Consider the following 18,769-nt stretch of genomic DNA (forward strand, 5'->3'; position numbering starts at 1 on the left):
GTTCCGCGTCATCGTCTCCCCGTGGATTCTGACGGTGCTCGTGACCGACCGCCTGGCTCGCTACTACGAGACGGTCACCAAGCACAACCTCAAGTATCGTCGCTACTATCACCAGTTCGACTACTAAGAGCAAATAACGTTTGTGTAATTGGGCCCCGCTCCTATATGGAACGGGGCCTCGTTTAGGTTGGAGAGTAATTATGAGCTACCCCCTGCTTGCCGTCATGAATATCAGCCATCGTTATTTTGACCTTGAGGAATTCTTTTCTTCGGCAGCGGCCTCGGGCTATACGTGTTGCGAGCTTTGGACCGGGGCGATGCATCTGTATGTCGATTGCCATGGATACGATTCGCTCGAGCAGGTGCGGGAGCTGTCACAGCGGTATGGGATTCGGATTGTGGGGCTTTGTCCCGAACAGAACAACCCCAAGCCGTGGAATATCGCGGCGCGCGGGAATGAGGCGCGTGCCCGCACACTCGCGTACTTTAAGAACGTTGTAGATATTGCGGAGGAACTTGGAGCCGAGCAGGTCATGGTTTCGAGCGGCTGGGCATTTTTGAACGAGCCGATCGAGGACGCGTGGGGTCGCAGCTCCTCGATGCTGCGTGCGATTGCCGAGCATGCGGGAGAGCGCGGCGTGCGGCTGGTGCTCGAGGCCCTACAGCCGGTTGAGTCGATAATCGTGAACTCGGCGACCGACACGAAGCGCATGATCGAGGCAGTTGATCATCCGGCACTTAAGGCGTGTCTGGATATGGGCGCTATGGCGGTGGCGGGGGATACCATCGACGATTATTTCGATCTACTTGGCGATGATGTCGCCCATGTGCATTTTGTCGATGTTGCGGCAGATGGCACGACGCATCTTGCCTGGGGTGACGGCGACCGCGATATGCGCGCCGACCTAGATAGGCTGGTGGCGCGCGGCTATCGCGGAGTTGTTTCGGCCGAGACCTATGACTGGCGCTATTTCGCCGACCCCGCAGCTGCCGATGCGCAGGTAATGGCAGAGTATCGTCGTGCGATTGGCGCCTAGGTGGGGTTGGGCTGCGGCAATCTGCCCTATGTTTCCAAATGAATACGGTGTGAGCGGCTGCGACGGATTTTCCCCGCAAACACTCTAGTATGCTAAAGTACCCAGAAGACCGGCGGAGCTATGCCGGTCTTCTGTTCTATATGAAACACAGCATGAGGAGGCTCACCAGATGACGGCCACACCGTGGGGATTCCGGGACATATTGCCCGAGGAGGCTCAGGCGCGCGAGGAGATTGCACTGACGGTGAAGGGCTGCTTCAGGGAGCATCATTACCTGCCGGTCGAGACGCCGCTGCTCGAGGACAAGGGGTCGCTTGAGGAGGGCGGTCGCATTGCGGACACGCCGTTTAAGCTCTTTGATGACGACGGTCGCCTGCTGGTGGTCCGTCCCGACAACACGCTGCCGATCGTTCGTCTGGTTTCGACTCGCATGCGCGCGGCCGATCTGCCGCTGCGCCTGCGCTATGAGGCGCCGGTGGTTCGCGAGTGTCAGCGCAATGCCGGTGGCTCGCGTCAGTTTACGCAACTGGGTTTTGAGCTCATCGGCGCGGGCGACACCGCGGGCGATGTCGAGATTGTCTCACTGGTCGCCGAGGCCGTGCGCAAGCTGGCACTTCCCGGTGCGCGCATTATCGCGGGCAGTGTGCGTCCGTTTAAGGAACTGCTTGCGGCGTGTGAAGATCGCGAGCTGGCTGCCGAGGTATTGCGTTGTGTGCACGCCAACGACTTCGTGGGCCTCGATGCCCGCGTGGCGAAAAGCACCGAGCCCGAGGCCGTCAAGGCCGCCATTAGCGAGCTGCCGCGCCTGCACGGTGGTGCCGAGGTGCTCGACCGCGTCGACGCGCTGCTGGCGGCGGCGGGCATTGTTGCGCCGCTCACGCGCGAGCTGCGTGCCCTGGTCGAGGGCCTGGCTCCCGAGGACGCCCAGGTGCTGTCCTTCGACTTCTCCATCATGAACTCTTTCGATTACTACACGGGTCTGGTCTTTAAGGCCTATGCCGGCGGCCTGCCCGATCCGGTGGGCTCGGGCGGTCGCTACGACTCCATCTTTACCGGCGCGTTCGGCGACGGCGTCGAGGTGCCGGCGGCGGGCTTCGCCTTTTCGCTCGAGCGCCTGGAGGCCGCGCGCACCTCGGCCGAGGATGCCGCTTCCGATGGTGACCATGCCGTGGGCCGTGGCGCCGAGGGTCCGCTGTGCATTGCCGTGCCCAAGGGCTCGCTTAAGGCCGACACGCTCGACGTGCTCGAGGCCGCGGGCCTGGACGTCTCCGAGCTGCGCGACCCCGGTCGTCACCTGATTGTGCGCGGCCGCGACACGCGTGCCGGCGAGGGCGCGGTTGGAGATATCGAGTTTGTCATTGTGCGCCCCAGCGACGCGCCTGCCTTTGTGGGCTGCGGCGGCGCCGACTGCGGCATCTGCGGCTGGGACTCGCTTATCGAGGCAGACCTCAACCTACTGCAGCTGGTCGATCTGGGCTACGGCCTGTGCACTTTCATTGAGGCGGAGCCCGCATGGCGCGCCGGTCAGGCCGAGCGCAACTACGTCCGTCGCGGGTCGCTTCGCGTGGCCACCAAATACCCGCGCATCGCGAGCGCCTGGTATGCCGAGCGCGGCGTGAATGCCGACATCGTTTCGCTGCACGGCAATATTGAGCTGGGCCCCATCGTCGGCATGACCGACCGCATCGTGGACATTACCGCCACGGGTGCCACGTTGCGCGACAACGACCTGGTCATCACCGGCCGCATTATGGACTGCACGGCCCGCTTCTTCGTCAACCCAGGTGCCGCGCGCTTGGATCCGCGCGTTCGCAACTTGGCCGATCGCTTGGCAGCTGCTGTTAAGGACAAGCATTTTGAGCCCGTCGCGGGCTCGGCACAATAGCGCGAGCACGCACGGGCACCCCCATATCCGGGCTGCGGACCGATTGGCGCCGCTGCCCGGCACCTCGTTTTTCAAACGCAACCTCGACCGATAGGGGATACCGATATGAAGACCATCAAGCTTGCTCCCGGTGAGCGTCTCGTTGCCAACCAGCTCAGCCGCAAGGGCGTGCTGCCGCAAAACATCGTCGACGCTGCCCGCGATATCGTGGCCAACGTGCGCGCCAACGGCGATGCCGCGGTGCGCGATTACTGTCAGCGTTTTGACGGTGTTGAGCTGCAGAGTTTTCGCCTACCGCAGGAGCAGATCGATGCCGCGCTCGAAGGCCTCGATCCGGCCTTTGTCGCGGCGCTCGAAAAGGCTGCACGCCAGATTCGCGAATTCCACCAGCGTGAGGTCGAGCAGAGCTGGTTTACCACGCGCCCGGACGGCACGATGCTCGGCGTTAAGGTGACCCCGCTTGCCGCCGCCGGCATCTACGTGCCGGGCGGCCGTGCGCAGTATCCCTCCACCGTGCTCATGAATGCCATTCCCGCCAAGGTCGCCGGCGTTGAGCGCGTGGTCATGGTGACCCCGCCGCAAAAAGATGGCCTAATCAGCCCCTATACGCTCGCGGCTGCCAAGCTCGGCGGCGTGGACGAGGTCTATATGGTGGGTGGCGCCCAGGCCGTGGCCGCGCTGGCGTACGGTACCGAGACCATTCCGCGTGTCGACAAGATTACCGGCCCGGGTAACGCCTTTGTCGCCGCTGCCAAGCAGATTGTCTCGGGTGACGTGGGTATCGATATGGTTGCTGGTCCCTCCGAGGTCTGCGTGCTGGCCGACGCCACGGCCAAGCCCATGGTGGTCGCGGCCGACCTGATGGCCCAGGCCGAGCACGATCCGCTGGCGGCCTGCTATCTGGTGACCTGCGACGAGCAGTTTGCGTGTGAGGTCGAGGCGGGTATCGACATCCTGGTGGCGCAGTCCCCGCGTGCCGAGATTACGCGCGCTTCGCTCGACAATGAGGGCACCATCGTGGTGGCCGCCGACATGGCCGCCGCCGTCGAGGCCGTGAACACGGTGGCGCCTGAGCACCTTGAGCTGCACTGCAAGGACGCGATGGGCCTGCTCGGCGGCATTCGCAACGCCGGCGCTATCTTTGTGGGCGCTTGGAGCTCGGAGCCGCTCGGCGATTACGTTGCCGGCCCCAATCACACGCTACCGACCGGCGGCACGGCCATGTTCTCCAACCCGCTTTCGGTGGAGGAGTTCGTCAAGCGCTCGAGTGTCATTTGCTATACACCCGAGGGCCTGCTCTCCGATGCTCCTGCCACGCAGCGCCTCGCCGAGGCCGAGGGTCTGTGGGCACACGCGCTTTCCGCCGCGCTGCGCCGCCGCGTGTTGGAGCAGGGCGAGGATGCCGTGAGCGCCGAGTCGCTCGCCGCGGCCGACCTGACCAAGGTTGCCTGGCCGGGCGACGCCGTGGCGACGGTTGCCGAGGGCGTGGACCTGGCGGCTGCAGGCGCGGATGGCGCTGGCGCGACCGGCGAGGAGGCCTAATATGGCCGAACTCACGCCGCGCATGAAGGAGCTCGTCCAGCCCTACTTGGCCGGTATTGAGCCCTACGATCCTAACTTTACGCCCACGCGCATCAACCTTTCGGCCAACGAGAACACCTATCCCGTGCCCGCCGGCGTGCGCGAGGCGGTCGACGCCGCCCTGGCTGCCACGCCGCTCAACCGCTATCCCGATCCCATGTCCAACGACCTGCGCGACGAGCTTGCTGCCTGGCATGGCGTGACGCGCGAGAACATCTGCGTGGGAAACGGCGGCGACGAGCTGCTCTATAACTATCTGCTGGCGTTTGGCGGCGCGGGGAGGACTTTGCTCAACTGCCCACCGTGCTTTAGCGAGTACGCGTTCTTTGCGTCGCTCTGTCAGACCGAGGTGCGCGACGTGTGGCGCGATCCGGCGACCTTTGAGCTCGACCAGGCAGCCGTGCTCGCCGCGGCGCCCGAGTGCAGCCTGGCCATCGTGACCTCACCCAACAATCCCACGGGCGATGTGGCGCCGCTCGACTTTGTCGCGGCCCTGTGCGATGCATGCCCCGGCATGGTCATGGTCGACGAGGCTTACGTTGAGTTTGCCGACGATTCGTTTGGCGCGGCCACCACGGCGCAGGGACTTATCGCCGAGCATCCCAACCTGGTGATTTTGCATACGCTGTCCAAGGCGTTTGGCGCCGCTGGCACGCGCCTGGGCTACGTGATCGCGGCGCCCGAGGTCATCGAGGTGTTCGCGGCGATTCGCCAGATCTATTCGGTCAACGTGCTGAGCCAGGCCGCCGCGCTTGCCTGCGTGCGTGCCCGTGATGCCTACGCGCCCGTGGTGGCACAGGTCGCATCCGAGCGCGAGCGCGAGCTGGCCGCTCTGCGCGCGATGGCTGCCGAGGGCTTGCCCGTGGAGGCATGGCCGAGTGCGGCGAACTTTGTGCTCGTACGCACGCCGCATGCCACGCGCGTGCGCGAGCGTCTGCGCGATGAGTGTTCGATTTTGGTGCGCGATTTTAGCTATGCGCCGGGCCTTGTGGACTGTCTGCGCATCACCGTGGGTACCCCGCAGGAAAATGATGAGGTGCTGGCTGCGTTTGCCGCGCTGGTGAAGGAGGAGATGTAGATGGGCCGCTATGCCGAGGTAACCCGTAAGACGGGGGAGACCGATATTGTCGTCAAGCTCGACCTGGATGGAACCGGTACGTGTGATATCTCGACCGGCGTGCCGTTTTTCGACCACATGCTCAACGCCTTTGGCCGCCATGGTTTGTTCGATCTGACGGTGCACGCGGTGGGCGACGTGGAAGTCGACGCGCACCATACCGTCGAGGATACGGGCATCGTGCTGGGCGAGGCGTTTTGTCAGGCGCTGGGCGACAAGGCGGGCATTACGCGCTTTGCCGACGCGGCGATCGCCATGGACGAGACGCTTGTGATGGCTGCCGTTGACATCTCGGGTCGCGGGCAGGCCTACTGCGAGCTGCCTGTGCCGACCGAGCGCGTGGGCAGCTTCGATACCGAGCTGGCCGTCGAGTTCTTCTACGCCTTTGCGCGCGACGCCAAGCTCACGCTGCACGTGCGCGAGCTGGCGGGCGGCAACTCGCACCACATTATCGAGGCCGCCTTTAAGGCTGTGGGCCGCACGATGCGCCGCGCCTGCGAGCTCGATCCCCGCGTGCAAGGCATCCCCAGCACCAAGGGCTCGCTGTAACCTGCCAAAAAGGGACAGGTTTATTTTGGCAGGTTTTATCTGCGGAAATGCTGTCTCATGTGGTGGGTGAACGTTTAACCGACCAAAATAAACCTGTCCCTTTTTGGCAGGTTTTGAATGGGAAAAGGGAGGGTCGCGTGGGCGAACCGAAGATCGTGGTGGTCGACTACCACAAGGGCAACTTGTCGAGCGTCGTGCGCGGGCTTGCGCGCGCTGGTGCCGCTGCCTGCACGTCGGACGATCCGGAGCAGATCCGCAACGCCGACGGCCTGGTCATCCCGGGCGTGGGCGCGTTCTATGACGCGATCGCCTTTATGCGCCAGAGCGGCGAGGCGGACGCGGCGCTCGACGCCGTTGCCGCCGGAGCTCCGCTGCTCGGCATCTGCCTGGGCCTTCAGCTGTTTTTTGAGCGCGGCAACGAGGGCGTGCCAGCGGACGAGGGTGCGGACGCGGACGACAGCGCTTCCGAGCAGGCTGGTGGTCCCTGGGTCGATGGCCTGGGCATTATGCGCGGCTCGTGCACGCGCTTGGAGTCGAGCCGCCTGAAGGTGCCGCACGTGGGCTGGGACCAGGTGCACATGACGCCCGCCGGTGCGGCCGATCCGCTGCTTGCCGGTTTTGCCGAGGGCGCCAACATGTATTTCACCCACAGCTACGCGGTGGCCGACGACGCCGATGCCGCCGATGTGCTGGCGCGCACGCACTATACGCGGAGCTTCCCGTGCATCGTGCGCCATGGCAACGTGTGGGGCTGCCAGTTCCATCCCGAGAAATCCTCCGCGCTGGGCCAGCGCATCCTTAAGAACTTCGTTAACATCGTCGAGGAGGGTGGCCGATGATCCTATTTCCCGCAATCGATCTGATCGGCGGCAAGGTCGTGCGCCTGGAGCGCGGCGACCGCAGCCGCTGCAAGGTATATTCCGACGACCCCGTGGCCGTCGCCCGCTCGTTTGCCGAGCAGGGCGCGAGCTGGGTGCACGTCGTCGACCTGTCCGCTGCCTTTGGCGAGGACGAGAACACATGCGCTGCCAACTCGGCGGCGATTAAGGCCATCTGCGGCGTCGACGGTCTGTCCGTGGACGTGGGCGGCGGCGTCCGCTCGCTCGCGCGCATCGACGAGCTGGCCGGCTACGGTGCGCGCCGCATCGCGCTGGGCACCGTGCTGGTGACCGAGCCGGGATTTGCCGAGGTGGCGGCCCAAGGCTTTGGCGAGCTGCTGGTGGCTGACATTGCCGCGCGCGACGGCCAGGTCAGGGTGAACGGCTGGCGCGACGGCGCGGGCGTGGCGCTCGACGATGCCGTGGCGCAGCTTTCCGAGCTGGGCTTTAAGCATCTGGTGTATACCGACATCGCGCGCGATGGCATGCAGACGGGCATCGATGTGGCGGCGTATCGCCATGTGGCCGAGGTCGCGGGCTTTCCCGTCGTGGCTTCGGGCGGCATCTCGACGCTCGACGACATCCGTGCGCTTGCCGCGGTGGGCGAGGGCGCGATTGAAGGTGCCATTACTGGTCGCGCGCTCTACGAGGGCAACTTTACGCTGGCCCAGCCGCTGGCCGCCGCCCGAGGGGAGGAGTAGCCCATGCTTACCAAACGCGTGATTCCCTGCCTGGACGTCAAGGACGGCCGTGTGGTCAAGGGCGTCAACTTTGTGAGTCTGCGCGATGCGGGCGATCCGGTGGAGCTGGCGCGCGCCTACGACCGCGAGGGTGCGGACGAGGTCGTCTTCCTGGACATTACCGCCACGAGCGACAACCGTGCGACGACTATCGAGATGGCGGCGCATGCGGCCGAGGAGCTGGCCATTCCCTATACCGTGGGCGGCGGCTTTCGCGACCTGGCGGGCATGCGGACCATGGTTGCCGCCGGCGCCGACAAGGTGTCGCTTAACTCTGCCGCCGTGCGCGATCCGTCGCTGATTAGCCAGGCCGCCGCGGCGTTTGGCAGCCAGGCCGTGGTCGTGGCAATCGATGCCAAGCGCGTTGGCCTGCCTGGGCAGCCGGGTGCCGACAAGTGGGAGGTTTTTACCGCGGGAGGTCGCAACGCCACGGGTATCGATGCAGTGGCGTGGGCCGAGGAGGCGGCTCGTCGCGGCGCCGGCGAGATCTTGCTGACCAGTATGGACCGCGACGGCACCAAGGCTGGCTTCGACCTGGCGCTCACCCGTGCCGTGGCGCGCGCGGTGCCGATCCCGGTGATTGCGAGCGGCGGCGTGGGTACGCTCGAGCATTTTGCCGAGGGTGTGATTGAGGGCGAGGCCGATGCCGTGCTGGCAGCCAGCGTCTTTCACTTTGGGACGTTCAGCATTCGCCAGGTGAAGGAGTATATGGCCTCTCAAGGTATTCCTGTGAGGCTGGACTTCTAATGCTGCGGCTTGCCCAGGCACCCGACCTTCCGGCTCCAACCCTCCTCGCGTACTTAAGTACGCGTCGTCGGGCTTGTCGCTCGGAATCTCGGGCACCTGGACAACCCTCGCCGACCGGCGATGTTTAAATTGGGGAATTGAAATGAGAGAAATTACTACTCCAGTGGATCTTAAATACGACGCCAAAGGATTGATTCCTTGTGTGGTTCAGCAATATGACACTGGTGAGGTGCTTATGGTTGCTTGGATGAACGAGGAATCGGTGGGGCTGACGCTCAAGACCGGCACCACGTGGTTTTGGAGCCGCAGCCGTCAGGAGCTCTGGAACAAGGGTGCGACGAGCGGCAACATGCAAGAGGTCAAGGAACTCTGGGCCGACTGCGATAGCGATACGCTGTTGGTCAAGGTTGACTCGCCGGGTCCGGCCTGCCATACCGGCAACCGTACCTGCTTCTTTAAGAAACTCGCGTAGGGCGGGCGCTCGATTAGACGCTCGGCCACCAGAAAGGATTGAACCATGGGTGTGCGCACCGCAAACGTTCAGGATGGAAATATCGGTGAGACGCTGACAGGTCTGGCCGAGGTGATTCACGGTCGTCGTGATGCATCGCCGCAGGAGAGCTATACCGCGCGTCTGCTGACCGACGTCGAGGACGAGCTGCTCAAGAAGCTTGCCGAGGAGGCAAGCGAGGTGATCATGGCCTGCAAGGATAACGATCACGATCATATCCGCTACGAGGCCGGCGACCTGGTCTACCACCTGCTCGTGACGCTCGAGCGCTACGGTATCACCCTCGACGAGTTGGCCGGCGAACTCAACGCCCGCCGCCACTAGTCGTTTGGGACAGTCTTTGTTGGTGTAACGGGGTCATGGAAGTTGCGGTGAAATAGGGACTGTTTAAGCGCTTCATCAGGCAAAACAATTCCTATTCCACCGCAACTTATGAAGGGATGGCTAGTCGAGGGGTGTGGGTTCCCATTCGCCGTTGGGGTGGGGGATGTCGAAGGTTCGGTAGCCGCAGTCGTAAGCGTGGGCCTGGGCCTCGCGGATGTTCCAGCAGATGTCGCAGGCGCGGTGTGCGTCCGAGCCAAAGGTGATGGGTACCTCGGCGTGGGCGAAGCAACGCAATAGCCCGGTCGCGGGATAGTAATCGTCGAGCCCCTTGCGCGGCGCGGCGGTCGAGACCTCAACGCGGCGGCCCGTGTCGTGAGCGCACTCGGCCATCTGCCCCCAGAACGGCGTCGGGTCAAAGTCGGGCGCAAAGCCTTCCTTCGAAAAGCGCATGACCAGGTCGGGATGGGCCATTACGTCAAAGTTGAGTGAGCTTTCGCAGGCGCGGCACCAGTCGTCGACGTAGCGCTCCCACACGCCGTGTACCCCCAGGTTTTCCCAAACATGCAGGTTGGTGTCATCATCGATCCAGCCGCAGCGCGAATCGGGTGTATCGGGGCGAGCGACGTTTTCCGTTCCCGCCGTACCCGCGGCGCCGGCCATGATATCGCCTGGGTTGCCAATCCAATGCACGCTGCCCAGGCGCACGACGGCGCCCCGGGACCAGCGCTCAACCAAAGGCTCGCAGCCCTCGTACCAATCGCATTCAAAGCCATAGATAAGCTCGAGCTCCGACGCGATCTGCGCGGCAAGCTTGCGGGCATCCTCAAAAGCCAGACGATGTGCCGGCAGGTCGCCCTCGACAACCTGCACCTCGCAGTTGGCATCCATGCTGGCGGGTAAGGTGAGGTGGTCGGTCGAGACCATGACGCGGCAGCCGGCGGCCGCGGCAGCGCGGACGTTTTCCTCAAACGAGGCATGTCCGTCCGAAAACGAGGTGTGGGTGTGGCAATCGACCAGCGGGCAAGCAGACATGGCGACTCCTTTTCATTTGGCGAAACCGCTCCATTGTAATGGCGCGGCCCCCCGATGCGACGAGCGCACCGGGGGGCCGAAATCGACTGGAAAGGGTGCGCGGTGCGGCCTCGCTTGCGCTCTCAAAACATGTACATCAGCCTCCAAAAGCTGCAGAAAATGACATGTTTGGAGGCTGATGTACATGTTTGGATAGGAGCGAGGGCGGCGACGGACGAAAGTCACGCCTGTGCCACGTCCGATGTGCTAGCGTTTGGATGAACAAAACGAGCCCGCGCGGAAAGGATCCGGACCGTATGCAATGCGATAGCACATCCCCGCTGTCCCGCGAGACCGATGCGCCCGAGACCATCGTCAAGCTGGAATGCGACATCGACGACGCGTCGCCCGAGGTGCTCGCCTACGCTGCCGACCGCCTGCGCGAGGCGGGTGCGCGCGAGGTGCATTGGCTGCCCCTCTATTGCAAGAAAGGCCGTCCCAGTTGGCAGCTACAGGTAATCTGTGCTCACGAGGATATCGAGCGCCTGCAGACGATTATCTTTTTGGAAACCACGACCAACGGCATTCGTCGCCAGGTCATGGAGCGCGTTTGCCTGCCACGCCGCTTTGAGCGCGTAACGACGCCATGGGGCGAGGTATCCGTCAAGGTGGCCACCCTACCCGACGGCAGTGAGCGCGCGGCGCCCGAGTACGAGGACTGCGCCCGCCTTGCCCGCGAGCACAATGTGCCGCTCCAACGCGTGATGCAGGCGGCCCAGAGCGCGGCACTGCGATTTGAGTAACGCGGCCGGCGGCACGCCACGCCCAGCTCCATCAACCCCACCCGAAAGGACCACCATGAAATACCTCATCGCTTCTGACATCCACGGCTCGGCATACTGGACCGAGCGCCTCTGCGCCGCCATTGAGTCCGAGCAGCCCGATCGCATTGTGCTGCTGGGCGACCTGCTCTACCACGGCCCGCGTAACGACCTGCCGCGCGACTACGCTCCCAAGCGCGTGATTCCGCTGCTCAACGCCCTGGCCGACCGCATCATCGCGGTGCGCGGCAACTGCGACGCCGAGGTCGACCAGATGGTGCTCGACTTTCCCATCATGGCCGACTATGCCACGTTATTCGACGAGAACGGCCGCGAGCTGTTCCTGACGCACGGCCACGTTTTTGGCGCCGGTATGCACAACAGCGTCGACCACGCGCCCGCGCTGCCCGAGGGCTCCGCGCTCGTCTACGGTCACACGCACATCAAGGTCAACGAAGCGAGCGAGGAGCATCCTGGTCTGTGGCTCTTCAACCCCGGCAGCGTGAGCATCCCCAAGGACGGTACGCACAGCTACGGCATCTACGAGGGCGGCGCGTTCCGCCACGTGATCATGGAGGAGGACTAGCCATGGCCGAGCATATGGCTCAGCAAAATGCCGAGGGTTCGCGTGACCTGTCCACGCTGGTAGATGCATCGGCCGAGCTGCAGCATCTGGTGCAGACCATCTGGCGTCTGCGTCAGCCCGACGGCTGCCCGTGGGACCGCGAGCAGACGCACCGCAGCATTGGCAAGAACATGATCGAGGAGGCCTACGAGGCGCTTGACTGCATCGAGGCCGACGACGCGGCGCACCTGCGCGAGGAGCTGGGCGACGTGCTCATGCAGGTAGTGTTGCATGCGCAGATCGCGGCGGACGCCGGCGAGTTTACGCTGGCCGACGTGGCGCACGATATCGACGCCAAGCTCATTCGCCGTCATCCGCACGTGTTTGGCGATGCGGATGCCGACAGCTCCGACGAGGTACTCAAGATTTGGGACGAGGTCAAGCTTGCCGAGAAAGCCGCCAAGGACAAGGCCGTGGCGGCGGGCGAGGCCGCGCCCGAGGGTCTGCTCGATGGCGTGCCCACGCATCTGCCGGCGTTGATGCAGGCTCAGAAGGTGTCGCGCAAGGCGGCTGCCGTGGGCTTTGAGTGGGAGACGGTCCAGGACGTGTGGGACGAGGTCGCCGAGGAACGTGCCGAGTTTGAGGCCGAGGCCCCTGGCTCGCCCGAGCGCGAGATGGAGTTTGGCGACCTGCTCTTTGCCCTGGTCAACGTCGCGCGCAAGGAGGGGATTGACGCCGAGAGCGCCCTGCGTGCCAGCACAGCAAAGTTCCGCCGCCGCTGGGCCGCGATGGAGCAGATGGCGGCCGATGCTCACGTGGATCTTGCCGAGCTTTCGACCCACGGCCTCAACGACCTGTGGGACGCAGCAAAGGCAGGGGAGTAAGACTGCGGGAACGACGGGCTGACACGCCTCATCGTTCCCGCTAATTTTTTCGAAAATCAAGTGTATCCCTCGGCTAACTTAGGGCATAATGCAAAAAGTGCGACATGGCTAACTTACGGAGGCGCACCGACGGTGCACGGTCAGCCGGTCGCTTGCATCCACTACGTTTCCAAGTGAGAGGGAGACAACATGAGTGACATTTTGGACGTCTACGGTCGTGAGGTGCTCGACAGCCGCGGCAACCCCACCGTCGAGGTGGAGGTCGTGCTCGAGGATGGCAGCTTCGGTCGCGCGATGGTGCCTTCGGGCGCTTCGACCGGCGCCTTTGAGGCATGTGAACTGCGCGACGGCGACAAGGGTCGCTACCTGGGCAAGGGCGTTTCGCAGGCCGTCGAGCACGTCAACAACGAGTGCGCCAACGCCGTCGTGGGCCTCGATGCCTTCGATCAGCGTGCCATTGACGCCGCACTGATTGCCGCCGACGGTACGCCCAACAAGACCAAGCTCGGTGCCAACGCCATTCTGGGCGTGTCGCTGGCCGTCGCCCGCGCCGCTGCCGAGTCGGCGGGCCTGTCGCTGTACCAGTACCTGGGCGGCGTCAACGCCCGCCTGTTGCCCACGCCCATGATGAACATTCTCAACGGCGGCGTGCATGCCGACAACAACGTTGACTTCCAGGAGTTCATGATCATGCCGGTGGGCGCTCCGAGCTTTGCAGAGGGCCTGCGTTGGTGCGCCGAGGTCTACCACACCCTCAAGGGCGTGCTGCACGAGGCCGGCCTGGGCGGCGGCGTGGGCGACGAGGGCGGCTTTGCCCCCAACCTTAAGACCAATGCCGAGCCGTTCGAGTACATCACCAAGGCCGTGGAGAAGGCCGGCTTTAAGCCCGGCGTCGACTTCATGTACGCCATGGACCCGGCCTCGACCGAGTTCTACAACGCTGAGACCGGTATGTACGAGCTCAAGGGCGAGGGTGTTGAGTACACGAGTGCCCAGATGGTCGATTACTGGGAGAAGCTCGTCGACACCTATCCCATCATCTCCATCGAGGACGGCATGGCCGAGGAGGACTGGGACGGCTGGGTTGAGCTCACCCGTCGCATTGGCAACAAGGTGCAGCTGGTGGGCGACGACCTGTTCGTCACCAACACCGAGCGCCTTAAGAAGGGCATCGAGCTGGGCGCCGCCAACGCGATCCTGGTCAAGGTCAACCAGATCGGCACGCTCACCGAGTCGTTGGAGGCTATCGAAACCGCCAAGGAGGCCGGCTACGCTTGCATCGTGAGCCACCGTTCCGGCGAGACCGAGGACTCCACGATCGCCGACCTGGTCGTGGGCGTTAACGCCGGCCAGATCAAGTCGGGCGCCCCGTGCCGCAGCGACCGTATCGCCAAGTACAACCAGCTCATCCGCATCGAGGACGAGCTCGAGGGCAGCGCGCGCTACGCCGGCAAGGCCGCGTTCTACAACATTCGCTAAACAAGTGGCGTACGCGGGGGCGGGGTTGACTCGGCTCCGTTCCACTTCTGATGGCCGCCATTGGGCGCTGGGCCATATGGCTCAGCGCCTTTTTTATGTCGAGCAAAGGCTGGCGAAGGCGGTGCGCACGCTCGTGCTATAACTAGAATACTTAGCGCAAACAAACCTCAACCGCACAAGGCGCACATGGATCAGATTTACGACAACAGGTACTATTCCGCCGGTTCGCGTGAGCCGTCGCCTCGCCGTGCGCGCACGGTGCAGCTCGGTGGGTCCGCCTACGCCGGCGCCGACCGCTCCATGCAACGCCCGACAAGTACCTCGCGCCCCAATGCTCAAGTGAATACTTCGACAGATGGACCAGTGCGCCCGGCACGTTCGTCGCATGCTCAGCGCTCGTCGGCTCAAACGCACGATAGGTCGAGCAGGCCCTCGAACCGTTTTTCGGGCTCGGACTTTATGCACTACGCCAACGACAACGCGGTGGTCAAGGCAATCTACGACTTTACCCACGGTCCTCAGCGAGGGCTGTTTGTTGGCATTGTCGTTGCCCTGGCGCTCGTGAGCCTGTATTTCCCCGTGCGCGACCTGTATGCGGCAAAACGCTCGAGCGACATCTTGGCCAAGCAGGTTGAGATTCGCGAGCAATATAACGACGACCTGCAAAAAAGCGTCGACAAGCTGCTCTCGGAGGAGGGTATCAAGGATGCGGCATCCGAGGACTTGGGCCTGGTGATGCCAGGCGAGAAGAGGATTGAAGTGCAGGGCTTGGACGGCGATTCGGACTCGTCGTCGGCTGAAAAGAAGTCGTCGAACGCCAAGAAGGCCAGCGAGGTGGCCAAGGAGATCGAAGAAGTCGGCAAGGACGCGCCATGGTACATCCGGACGCTTGACATGCTGTTTGGATTTAACGGCGTCGAGGGCCAGACGGTCGTGTCCAACGGCAAATAGCGCCCGGAGGGGAGCCCGCAATGACAAATTGCAAACGATATAAGGTGGCCGCGATCGACCTGGGAACGGTGTCGTCGCGACTAGTGCTAGCGCAGGTCGAGGGCGGGGCGATCGTGGAATCGTCCAAGCATACCGAGATTACCGATCTGGGCGAGGGCGTGGACGCGACGGGCCGCTTTTGCGAGGCGGCGGTCGAGCGCGTGCTCGCCGCATGCCGCATGTTTGTGGACGAGGCGCGTGCCTTTGGGGCCGCGTGCGTCTGCGCCACGTGCACGAGTGCCGCGCGCGATGCGTCCAACGCCGCGCTGCTGCTGGACGGTCTGCGCGATCTGGGGCTCGAACCGCAGGTGATTCCGGGCGAGGTCGAGGCGCGCCTGACGTTTTTTGGCGTGGCACATGACTTTGCTGGCGAGCGCATTATTGTCGCGGATTCGGGCGGCGGGTCCACGGAACTCGCGACGGGTGTCTACGCGCCGGAGCGCGGGGTCTTTGCGCTGGAGGGAACGCGCTCGCTGGACATTGGCTGCCGCCGCGTGACCGAGCGGTTTTTCTCTGCGCTGCCGCCGTCGACGAACGAGCTTGCGGCTGCCGCCGCGTGGGCAGGCGAGCAGTTTGCGGGCTACTTTAAGAGCTTGCCTGTCGATTTTGAGCGTGCCGAGCGCCTGGTCGCGGTGGGTGGCACGGTGACTACGCTGGTGGCTCTGGTCCACGAGCTGGAACCGTACGATTCGAGTTTTGTTCACCTACGCGAGCTTTCGATGGAGCAGATCTCGGCCGCCATCGATCGTATGTCTACGCTGGATGTGGAGGGTATCGCTGCGCTGCCGGGCGTGCAGCCCAAGCGCGCGGGCGTGATTCTGGCCGGCGCCGTGGTGATTCGCGAGCTCATGCGTGCCGGCGGCTACGATGCGCTCACCGTAAGCGAGAACAGCCTCCTTGCCGGCATGGCCGCCACCATCAACGAGGTTCTCGACGGCGCGACTCCCACCATCGCCTGGACCCCGAGCCTCAGCGCCCTCTAAATAAGTTGCGGTGAAATACGGACTAAAATCGCCCTTTCGGGCACCAAACAGTCCCTATTCCACCGCAACTCAACAGCCGGCACCTGGGGACGTTCCTTTTCTGCCGGCACCTGGGGACAGTCCCTGCGGGGCGTCCCCACGGCGCCTATGCCAGCTTGTCGATTTGCCCAATCTCCCAAAGCGGAATATTGACGAGCATGCCTTCGTCTCTATATGCCGCCAGGGAGCTCCTCACGCAACGCTCGAGCTTGAATTTTTCGCAGGCTATTTTCAGGCTCTTCGCTTTAAGGTTCTCTGCCGCCTTGACCTCAAGCGGAAGCACGGTTCCCGCATGGTCGATGGCAAAGTCGGTTTCGGCATTGCCGGAGGTAGAGGACCAATACGCGGGAGTTTTGTCCTGGAGCAAAAGCTCCTGCGCGACGTATTGTTCGGTCAGCGAACCTTTGAACTCGGTAAAAACAGCGGATCCGTTAAGAACGATGACCGGAGAGAGACCGGAGAGCGCTCCGAGGATGCCGGTGTCGATGCAGAACAGTTTGAAGCCCGAGAGGTCTTCGTAGCTCGAGAGCGGCGCCTTTAGAGCGGAAACACGTGGCACCTTATGAACGATTCCGTAGTCCGTGAGCCACTGGAGGCTTTCCTCGAAATCGCGTGCGCGCGCTCCGGGACGAAGGGTGCCATAGACAAACTTCTTGTTCTCCTTTGCAAGCTGGCCGGGAAGGGATTTCCAAACCAACCTCATGCGCTCGACGATGCGGGCGGGTGCATGTTTGCCAAAATCGGATTCGTAAGCCTCGATGATTTGCTGTTGAAGCCTTCGGGCTTCGATGAAGTCGCGTGTCTCGGCGAAAGTGGAGACAACTTCGGGCATACCGCCGACAACAAGGTATTCCTTGAGCAAGTGCTCGAGCTTTTCGGTAACGTTTGCCAGAAGGTTCATGTCTGCGGCAAGGATGGCGTCGGCGAGCGGGTTGCCGTCGACGGCACGAACGAACTCAGCAAACCCCATGGGACGCATGGTGAGCTGGTCGATTTTGCCGACGGGAAATGACTCGTTTTCGCGTCGGAGCGCGAGGCCCATATAGGAACCGGCTGCTACGATGTGGTATTCGGGTGCAAGCTCGTTGAAGTACTTGAGCGAGGTGATCCCGCGTGGCGCCTCTTGGATCTCGTCGAAGATGATGAGCGTGTCTTCCGGCGTTACGGTTTGGCCACGTAGGAGTTCTATCTGGGAGATGATGCGCTTGGGGTCGAGGTTCCCATCGAACAGCGAGCGCGTGCTCGGCTCGAGCATAAAGTCAAAACGAATGACGTTTCGATACTGCTGGCTTGCGAATTCGTTAAGAAGCCAAGTCTTTCCTGTCTGGCGGGCTCCCTTAAGCAAGAGAGGTTTGCGATTCGCCCTTGATTTCCAAGCGATAAGTTCACTCATAAGCTGTCGCTGCATATTGCCTCCCAACCCTCTCGGCTAGTATAAGGCCATTTGGGAGTTTCCATCGGAAAATGTGGGAGACAACCACGTTTTTCCATCGGAAAATGTGGGAGACAACCACGTTTTTCCATCGGAAAATGTGGGAACACCAACCTAAGTCGCGGTGGAATAATTCCTAAATGGGCTGGTAAACTGCCAAAACAGGAACTATTTCACCGCAACTTAGAGCCCCGCCGGCGTGTAAAAGAAACGAGCCCGCATCCCTTGGGGACACGGGCTCGAAAGCTCCATATGGTAGGGGCGGTGGGACATCCGCGCATTTGCTGCGCAAATACGCACCGGCTTCGGCCGCCTGTCGGCGCCCTCGCCGGCTCGCTACGGACGCTGCGCGTCCGCTTAACGCTCGCCCCCTCGCGGGTTCGAGTCCCACCGGCATCTAAAAGAAGCGAGCCCGCATCCCTGGAGAACACGGGCTCGCAAGCAATCACATGGTAGGGGCGGTGGGACTCGAACCCACAATCCTTGCGGCGAGAGATTTTAAGTCTCCTGCGTATGCCAATTCCGCCACGCCCCCGTGAGACTAGAAGTCTAGCACAAGCCGTCCGTTACGCGTTGACGGCCATCGAGTGTTGGCCCGACTTCTCCAGGAACTCTTGGAACTTTGCCTCGTCGCCCTTGTTTTGATACTGCAGGGCCAGCAGGTACTCCAGTCGGCAGCGCTTGACCGGGTCGTCGCCGACATCCTCGAGCATGCGCTCCAGCTCGGGAATGTCGTTGTGGCGCTTGAGGATCATCGTGTCGTACATCAGCTGGCATTCGTGTGCGACTGTCTCGGCCTGACCGCCCTCAAAGCCCTTGATCTCGTGCAGCAACTCCTTGGCCTTTTTGCGGTCCTCCTGGCCAACGTAGTAGTTAAAAGCTTTGATCACCAGGTCGACGCGCTGCATCTTGGGCAGGTTGAGTCCCAGTAGCAGGTCGAACATCTCGTCGGCGCGCTTATGGTCCTCGCGCAGCAGATAGGAGTTCAGGCGCAGGTAGTCGCGGTTGTAGCGCGGGTACAGCATGCTGGTGAGTTTGCCGTCGAGCAAACGATCGAACTCGTCCCACTGCTTGGCGGCCATCAATTGCTGCAGGCGTTTAAACGTGGTGCGTTTTTTGACGCTAAAGAACACCGACACGGCGATGCAGATGATAACGACGGCGGTCCAGAGTGTGCGGGAATCGGGCATATTAGG

At 62.9% G+C, this 18,769-nt stretch carries 19 protein-coding genes and 1 tRNA gene; 16 read left to right on the top strand and 4 right to left on the bottom strand.

The window, feature by feature from the left end; translation table 11 throughout:
- Positions 1-200 precede the first annotated feature (200 nt).
- The 10 genes from RX395_RS03080 to hisE all read left to right on the top strand — a co-directional run bounded on the left by RX395_RS03080 (position 201) and on the right by hisE (position 9,369).
- Entirely contained in the window at positions 201-1,037 is an 837-nt protein-coding gene (locus tag RX395_RS03080) for a sugar phosphate isomerase/epimerase family protein (RefSeq protein WP_316365372.1), read from the top strand.
- A 169-nt stretch (positions 1,038-1,206) separates the two neighbouring features.
- The gene (hisG, locus tag RX395_RS03085) at positions 1,207-2,922 is read left to right on the top strand and encodes an ATP phosphoribosyltransferase (protein WP_316365374.1); all 1,716 of its coding nucleotides are present in this window, start codon (positions 1,207-1,209) and stop codon (positions 2,920-2,922) included.
- Between the two features lie 105 nt (positions 2,923-3,027).
- Positions 3,028-4,464 carry a histidinol dehydrogenase gene (hisD, locus tag RX395_RS03090; RefSeq protein ID WP_316365375.1) on the top strand — a complete coding sequence of 479 codons (1,437 nt, stop codon included), beginning with the start codon at positions 3,028-3,030 and terminating at the stop codon, positions 4,462-4,464.
- A 1-nt stretch (position 4,465) separates the two neighbouring features.
- Positions 4,466-5,581, top strand: coding sequence for a histidinol-phosphate transaminase (gene hisC, locus RX395_RS03095; protein ID WP_316365377.1), 1,116 nt, complete (start codon positions 4,466-4,468; stop codon positions 5,579-5,581).
- Positions 5,582-6,169 carry an imidazoleglycerol-phosphate dehydratase HisB gene (gene hisB, locus RX395_RS03100; RefSeq protein WP_316365379.1) on the top strand — a complete coding sequence of 196 codons (588 nt, stop codon included), beginning with the start codon at positions 5,582-5,584 and terminating at the stop codon, positions 6,167-6,169.
- 137 nt (positions 6,170-6,306) lie between these two features.
- Positions 6,307-7,008: an imidazole glycerol phosphate synthase subunit HisH gene (locus RX395_RS03105; RefSeq protein WP_316365380.1), complete on the top strand. Its 702-nt coding sequence runs from the start codon at positions 6,307-6,309 to the stop codon at positions 7,006-7,008.
- The gene (locus RX395_RS03110; RefSeq protein ID WP_316365382.1) at positions 7,005-7,748 is read left to right on the top strand and encodes a 1-(5-phosphoribosyl)-5-[(5-phosphoribosylamino)methylideneamino]imidazole-4-carboxamide isomerase; all 744 of its coding nucleotides are present in this window, start codon (positions 7,005-7,007) and stop codon (positions 7,746-7,748) included. Before RX395_RS03105 ends, RX395_RS03110 begins: the two co-directional genes overlap by 4 nt.
- 3 nt (positions 7,749-7,751) lie before the next feature.
- Positions 7,752-8,534 carry an imidazole glycerol phosphate synthase subunit HisF gene (gene hisF / locus RX395_RS03115; protein WP_316365384.1) on the top strand — a complete coding sequence of 261 codons (783 nt, stop codon included), beginning with the start codon at positions 7,752-7,754 and terminating at the stop codon, positions 8,532-8,534.
- A gap of 142 nt (positions 8,535-8,676) precedes the next feature.
- Entirely contained in the window at positions 8,677-9,006 is a 330-nt protein-coding gene (gene hisI / locus RX395_RS03120) for a phosphoribosyl-AMP cyclohydrolase (RefSeq protein ID WP_316365386.1), read from the top strand.
- 45 nt (positions 9,007-9,051) lie between these two features.
- Entirely contained in the window at positions 9,052-9,369 is a 318-nt protein-coding gene (gene hisE / locus RX395_RS03125) for a phosphoribosyl-ATP diphosphatase (protein WP_006235893.1), read from the top strand.
- A 120-nt stretch (positions 9,370-9,489) separates the two neighbouring features.
- Here the strand turns inward: hisE and RX395_RS03130 are convergent, their stop codons facing one another.
- Complete coding sequence (locus tag RX395_RS03130) at positions 9,490-10,401, bottom strand: PHP domain-containing protein (protein ID WP_316365389.1); 912 nt, start codon at positions 10,399-10,401, stop codon at positions 9,490-9,492.
- Between the two features lie 296 nt (positions 10,402-10,697).
- On the opposite strand from RX395_RS03130, the gene larC2 reads away from it, so the two are divergent.
- The 6 genes from larC2 to RX395_RS03160 all read left to right on the top strand — a co-directional run bounded on the left by larC2 (position 10,698) and on the right by RX395_RS03160 (position 16,102).
- On the top strand, positions 10,698-11,183 hold the full coding sequence (gene larC2 / locus RX395_RS03135) for a nickel pincer cofactor biosynthesis protein LarC2 (RefSeq protein WP_316365391.1): 486 nt from the start codon (positions 10,698-10,700) through the stop codon (positions 11,181-11,183).
- A gap of 55 nt (positions 11,184-11,238) precedes the next feature.
- Positions 11,239-11,787, top strand: a complete 549-nt coding sequence (gene yfcE, locus RX395_RS03140; RefSeq protein ID WP_316365392.1) for a phosphodiesterase — start codon at positions 11,239-11,241, stop codon at positions 11,785-11,787.
- A gap of 2 nt (positions 11,788-11,789) precedes the next feature.
- Entirely contained in the window at positions 11,790-12,650 is an 861-nt protein-coding gene (mazG, locus tag RX395_RS03145) for a nucleoside triphosphate pyrophosphohydrolase (RefSeq protein WP_316365394.1), read from the top strand.
- A gap of 189 nt (positions 12,651-12,839) precedes the next feature.
- Positions 12,840-14,129 (top strand): phosphopyruvate hydratase, encoded by a 1,290-nt coding sequence (gene eno, locus RX395_RS03150; RefSeq protein WP_316365396.1) that lies wholly within the window; start codon positions 12,840-12,842, stop codon positions 14,127-14,129.
- 186 nt (positions 14,130-14,315) lie between these two features.
- Positions 14,316-15,080 carry a hypothetical protein gene (locus RX395_RS03155; protein ID WP_316365397.1) on the top strand — a complete coding sequence of 255 codons (765 nt, stop codon included), beginning with the start codon at positions 14,316-14,318 and terminating at the stop codon, positions 15,078-15,080.
- Positions 15,081-15,100: 20 nt separating this feature from the next.
- The gene (locus RX395_RS03160) at positions 15,101-16,102 is read left to right on the top strand and encodes a Ppx/GppA phosphatase family protein (protein WP_316365398.1); all 1,002 of its coding nucleotides are present in this window, start codon (positions 15,101-15,103) and stop codon (positions 16,100-16,102) included.
- 145 nt (positions 16,103-16,247) lie between these two features.
- On the opposite strand, the gene RX395_RS03165 is transcribed toward RX395_RS03160, so the two are convergent.
- The 3 genes from RX395_RS03165 to RX395_RS03175 form a co-directional block, all read right to left on the bottom strand.
- Positions 16,248-17,549, bottom strand: coding sequence for an ATP-binding protein (locus RX395_RS03165; protein ID WP_316365399.1), 1,302 nt, complete (start codon positions 17,547-17,549; stop codon positions 16,248-16,250).
- A gap of 474 nt (positions 17,550-18,023) precedes the next feature.
- Positions 18,024-18,108 (bottom strand) — tRNA-Leu (locus RX395_RS03170).
- A 31-nt stretch (positions 18,109-18,139) separates the two neighbouring features.
- The gene (locus RX395_RS03175; RefSeq protein ID WP_316365401.1) at positions 18,140-18,763 is read right to left on the bottom strand and encodes a hypothetical protein; all 624 of its coding nucleotides are present in this window, start codon (positions 18,761-18,763) and stop codon (positions 18,140-18,142) included.
- Positions 18,764-18,769 lie beyond the last annotated feature (6 nt).

It is taken from the genome of Collinsella aerofaciens (genome assembly GCF_032584215.1).
Taxonomy (GTDB): domain Bacteria; phylum Actinomycetota; class Coriobacteriia; order Coriobacteriales; family Coriobacteriaceae; genus Collinsella.

Bases quoted from the DNA above. Each gene is read 5' to 3' on its own strand.
- yfcE (WP_316365392.1), top strand. From the start codon at position 11,239: ATGAAATACCTCATCGCTTCTGACATCCACGGCTCGGCATACTGGACC.
- hisI (WP_316365386.1), top strand. From the start codon at position 8,677: ATGAGAGAAATTACTACTCCAGTGGATCTTAAATACGACGCCAAAGGA.
- hisG (WP_316365374.1), top strand. From the start codon at position 1,207: ATGACGGCCACACCGTGGGGATTCCGGGACATATTGCCCGAGGAGGCT.
- RX395_RS03175 (WP_316365401.1), bottom strand. From the start codon at position 18,763: ATGCCCGATTCCCGCACACTCTGGACCGCCGTCGTTATCATCTGCATC.
- RX395_RS03080 (WP_316365372.1), top strand. From the start codon at position 201: ATGAGCTACCCCCTGCTTGCCGTCATGAATATCAGCCATCGTTATTTT.
- mazG (WP_316365394.1), top strand. From the start codon at position 11,790: ATGGCCGAGCATATGGCTCAGCAAAATGCCGAGGGTTCGCGTGACCTG.
- RX395_RS03130 (WP_316365389.1), bottom strand. From the start codon at position 10,401: ATGTCTGCTTGCCCGCTGGTCGATTGCCACACCCACACCTCGTTTTCG.
- hisC (WP_316365377.1), top strand. From the start codon at position 4,466: ATGGCCGAACTCACGCCGCGCATGAAGGAGCTCGTCCAGCCCTACTTG.
- RX395_RS03110 (WP_316365382.1), top strand. From the start codon at position 7,005: ATGATCCTATTTCCCGCAATCGATCTGATCGGCGGCAAGGTCGTGCGC.
- hisB (WP_316365379.1), top strand. From the start codon at position 5,582: ATGGGCCGCTATGCCGAGGTAACCCGTAAGACGGGGGAGACCGATATT.
- RX395_RS03155 (WP_316365397.1), top strand. From the start codon at position 14,316: ATGGATCAGATTTACGACAACAGGTACTATTCCGCCGGTTCGCGTGAG.
- eno (WP_316365396.1), top strand. From the start codon at position 12,840: ATGAGTGACATTTTGGACGTCTACGGTCGTGAGGTGCTCGACAGCCGC.
- RX395_RS03160 (WP_316365398.1), top strand. From the start codon at position 15,101: ATGACAAATTGCAAACGATATAAGGTGGCCGCGATCGACCTGGGAACG.
- hisF (WP_316365384.1), top strand. From the start codon at position 7,752: ATGCTTACCAAACGCGTGATTCCCTGCCTGGACGTCAAGGACGGCCGT.
- larC2 (WP_316365391.1), top strand. From the start codon at position 10,698: ATGCAATGCGATAGCACATCCCCGCTGTCCCGCGAGACCGATGCGCCC.
- RX395_RS03165 (WP_316365399.1), bottom strand. From the start codon at position 17,549: ATGCAGCGACAGCTTATGAGTGAACTTATCGCTTGGAAATCAAGGGCG.
- hisE (WP_006235893.1), top strand. From the start codon at position 9,052: ATGGGTGTGCGCACCGCAAACGTTCAGGATGGAAATATCGGTGAGACG.
- hisD (WP_316365375.1), top strand. From the start codon at position 3,028: ATGAAGACCATCAAGCTTGCTCCCGGTGAGCGTCTCGTTGCCAACCAG.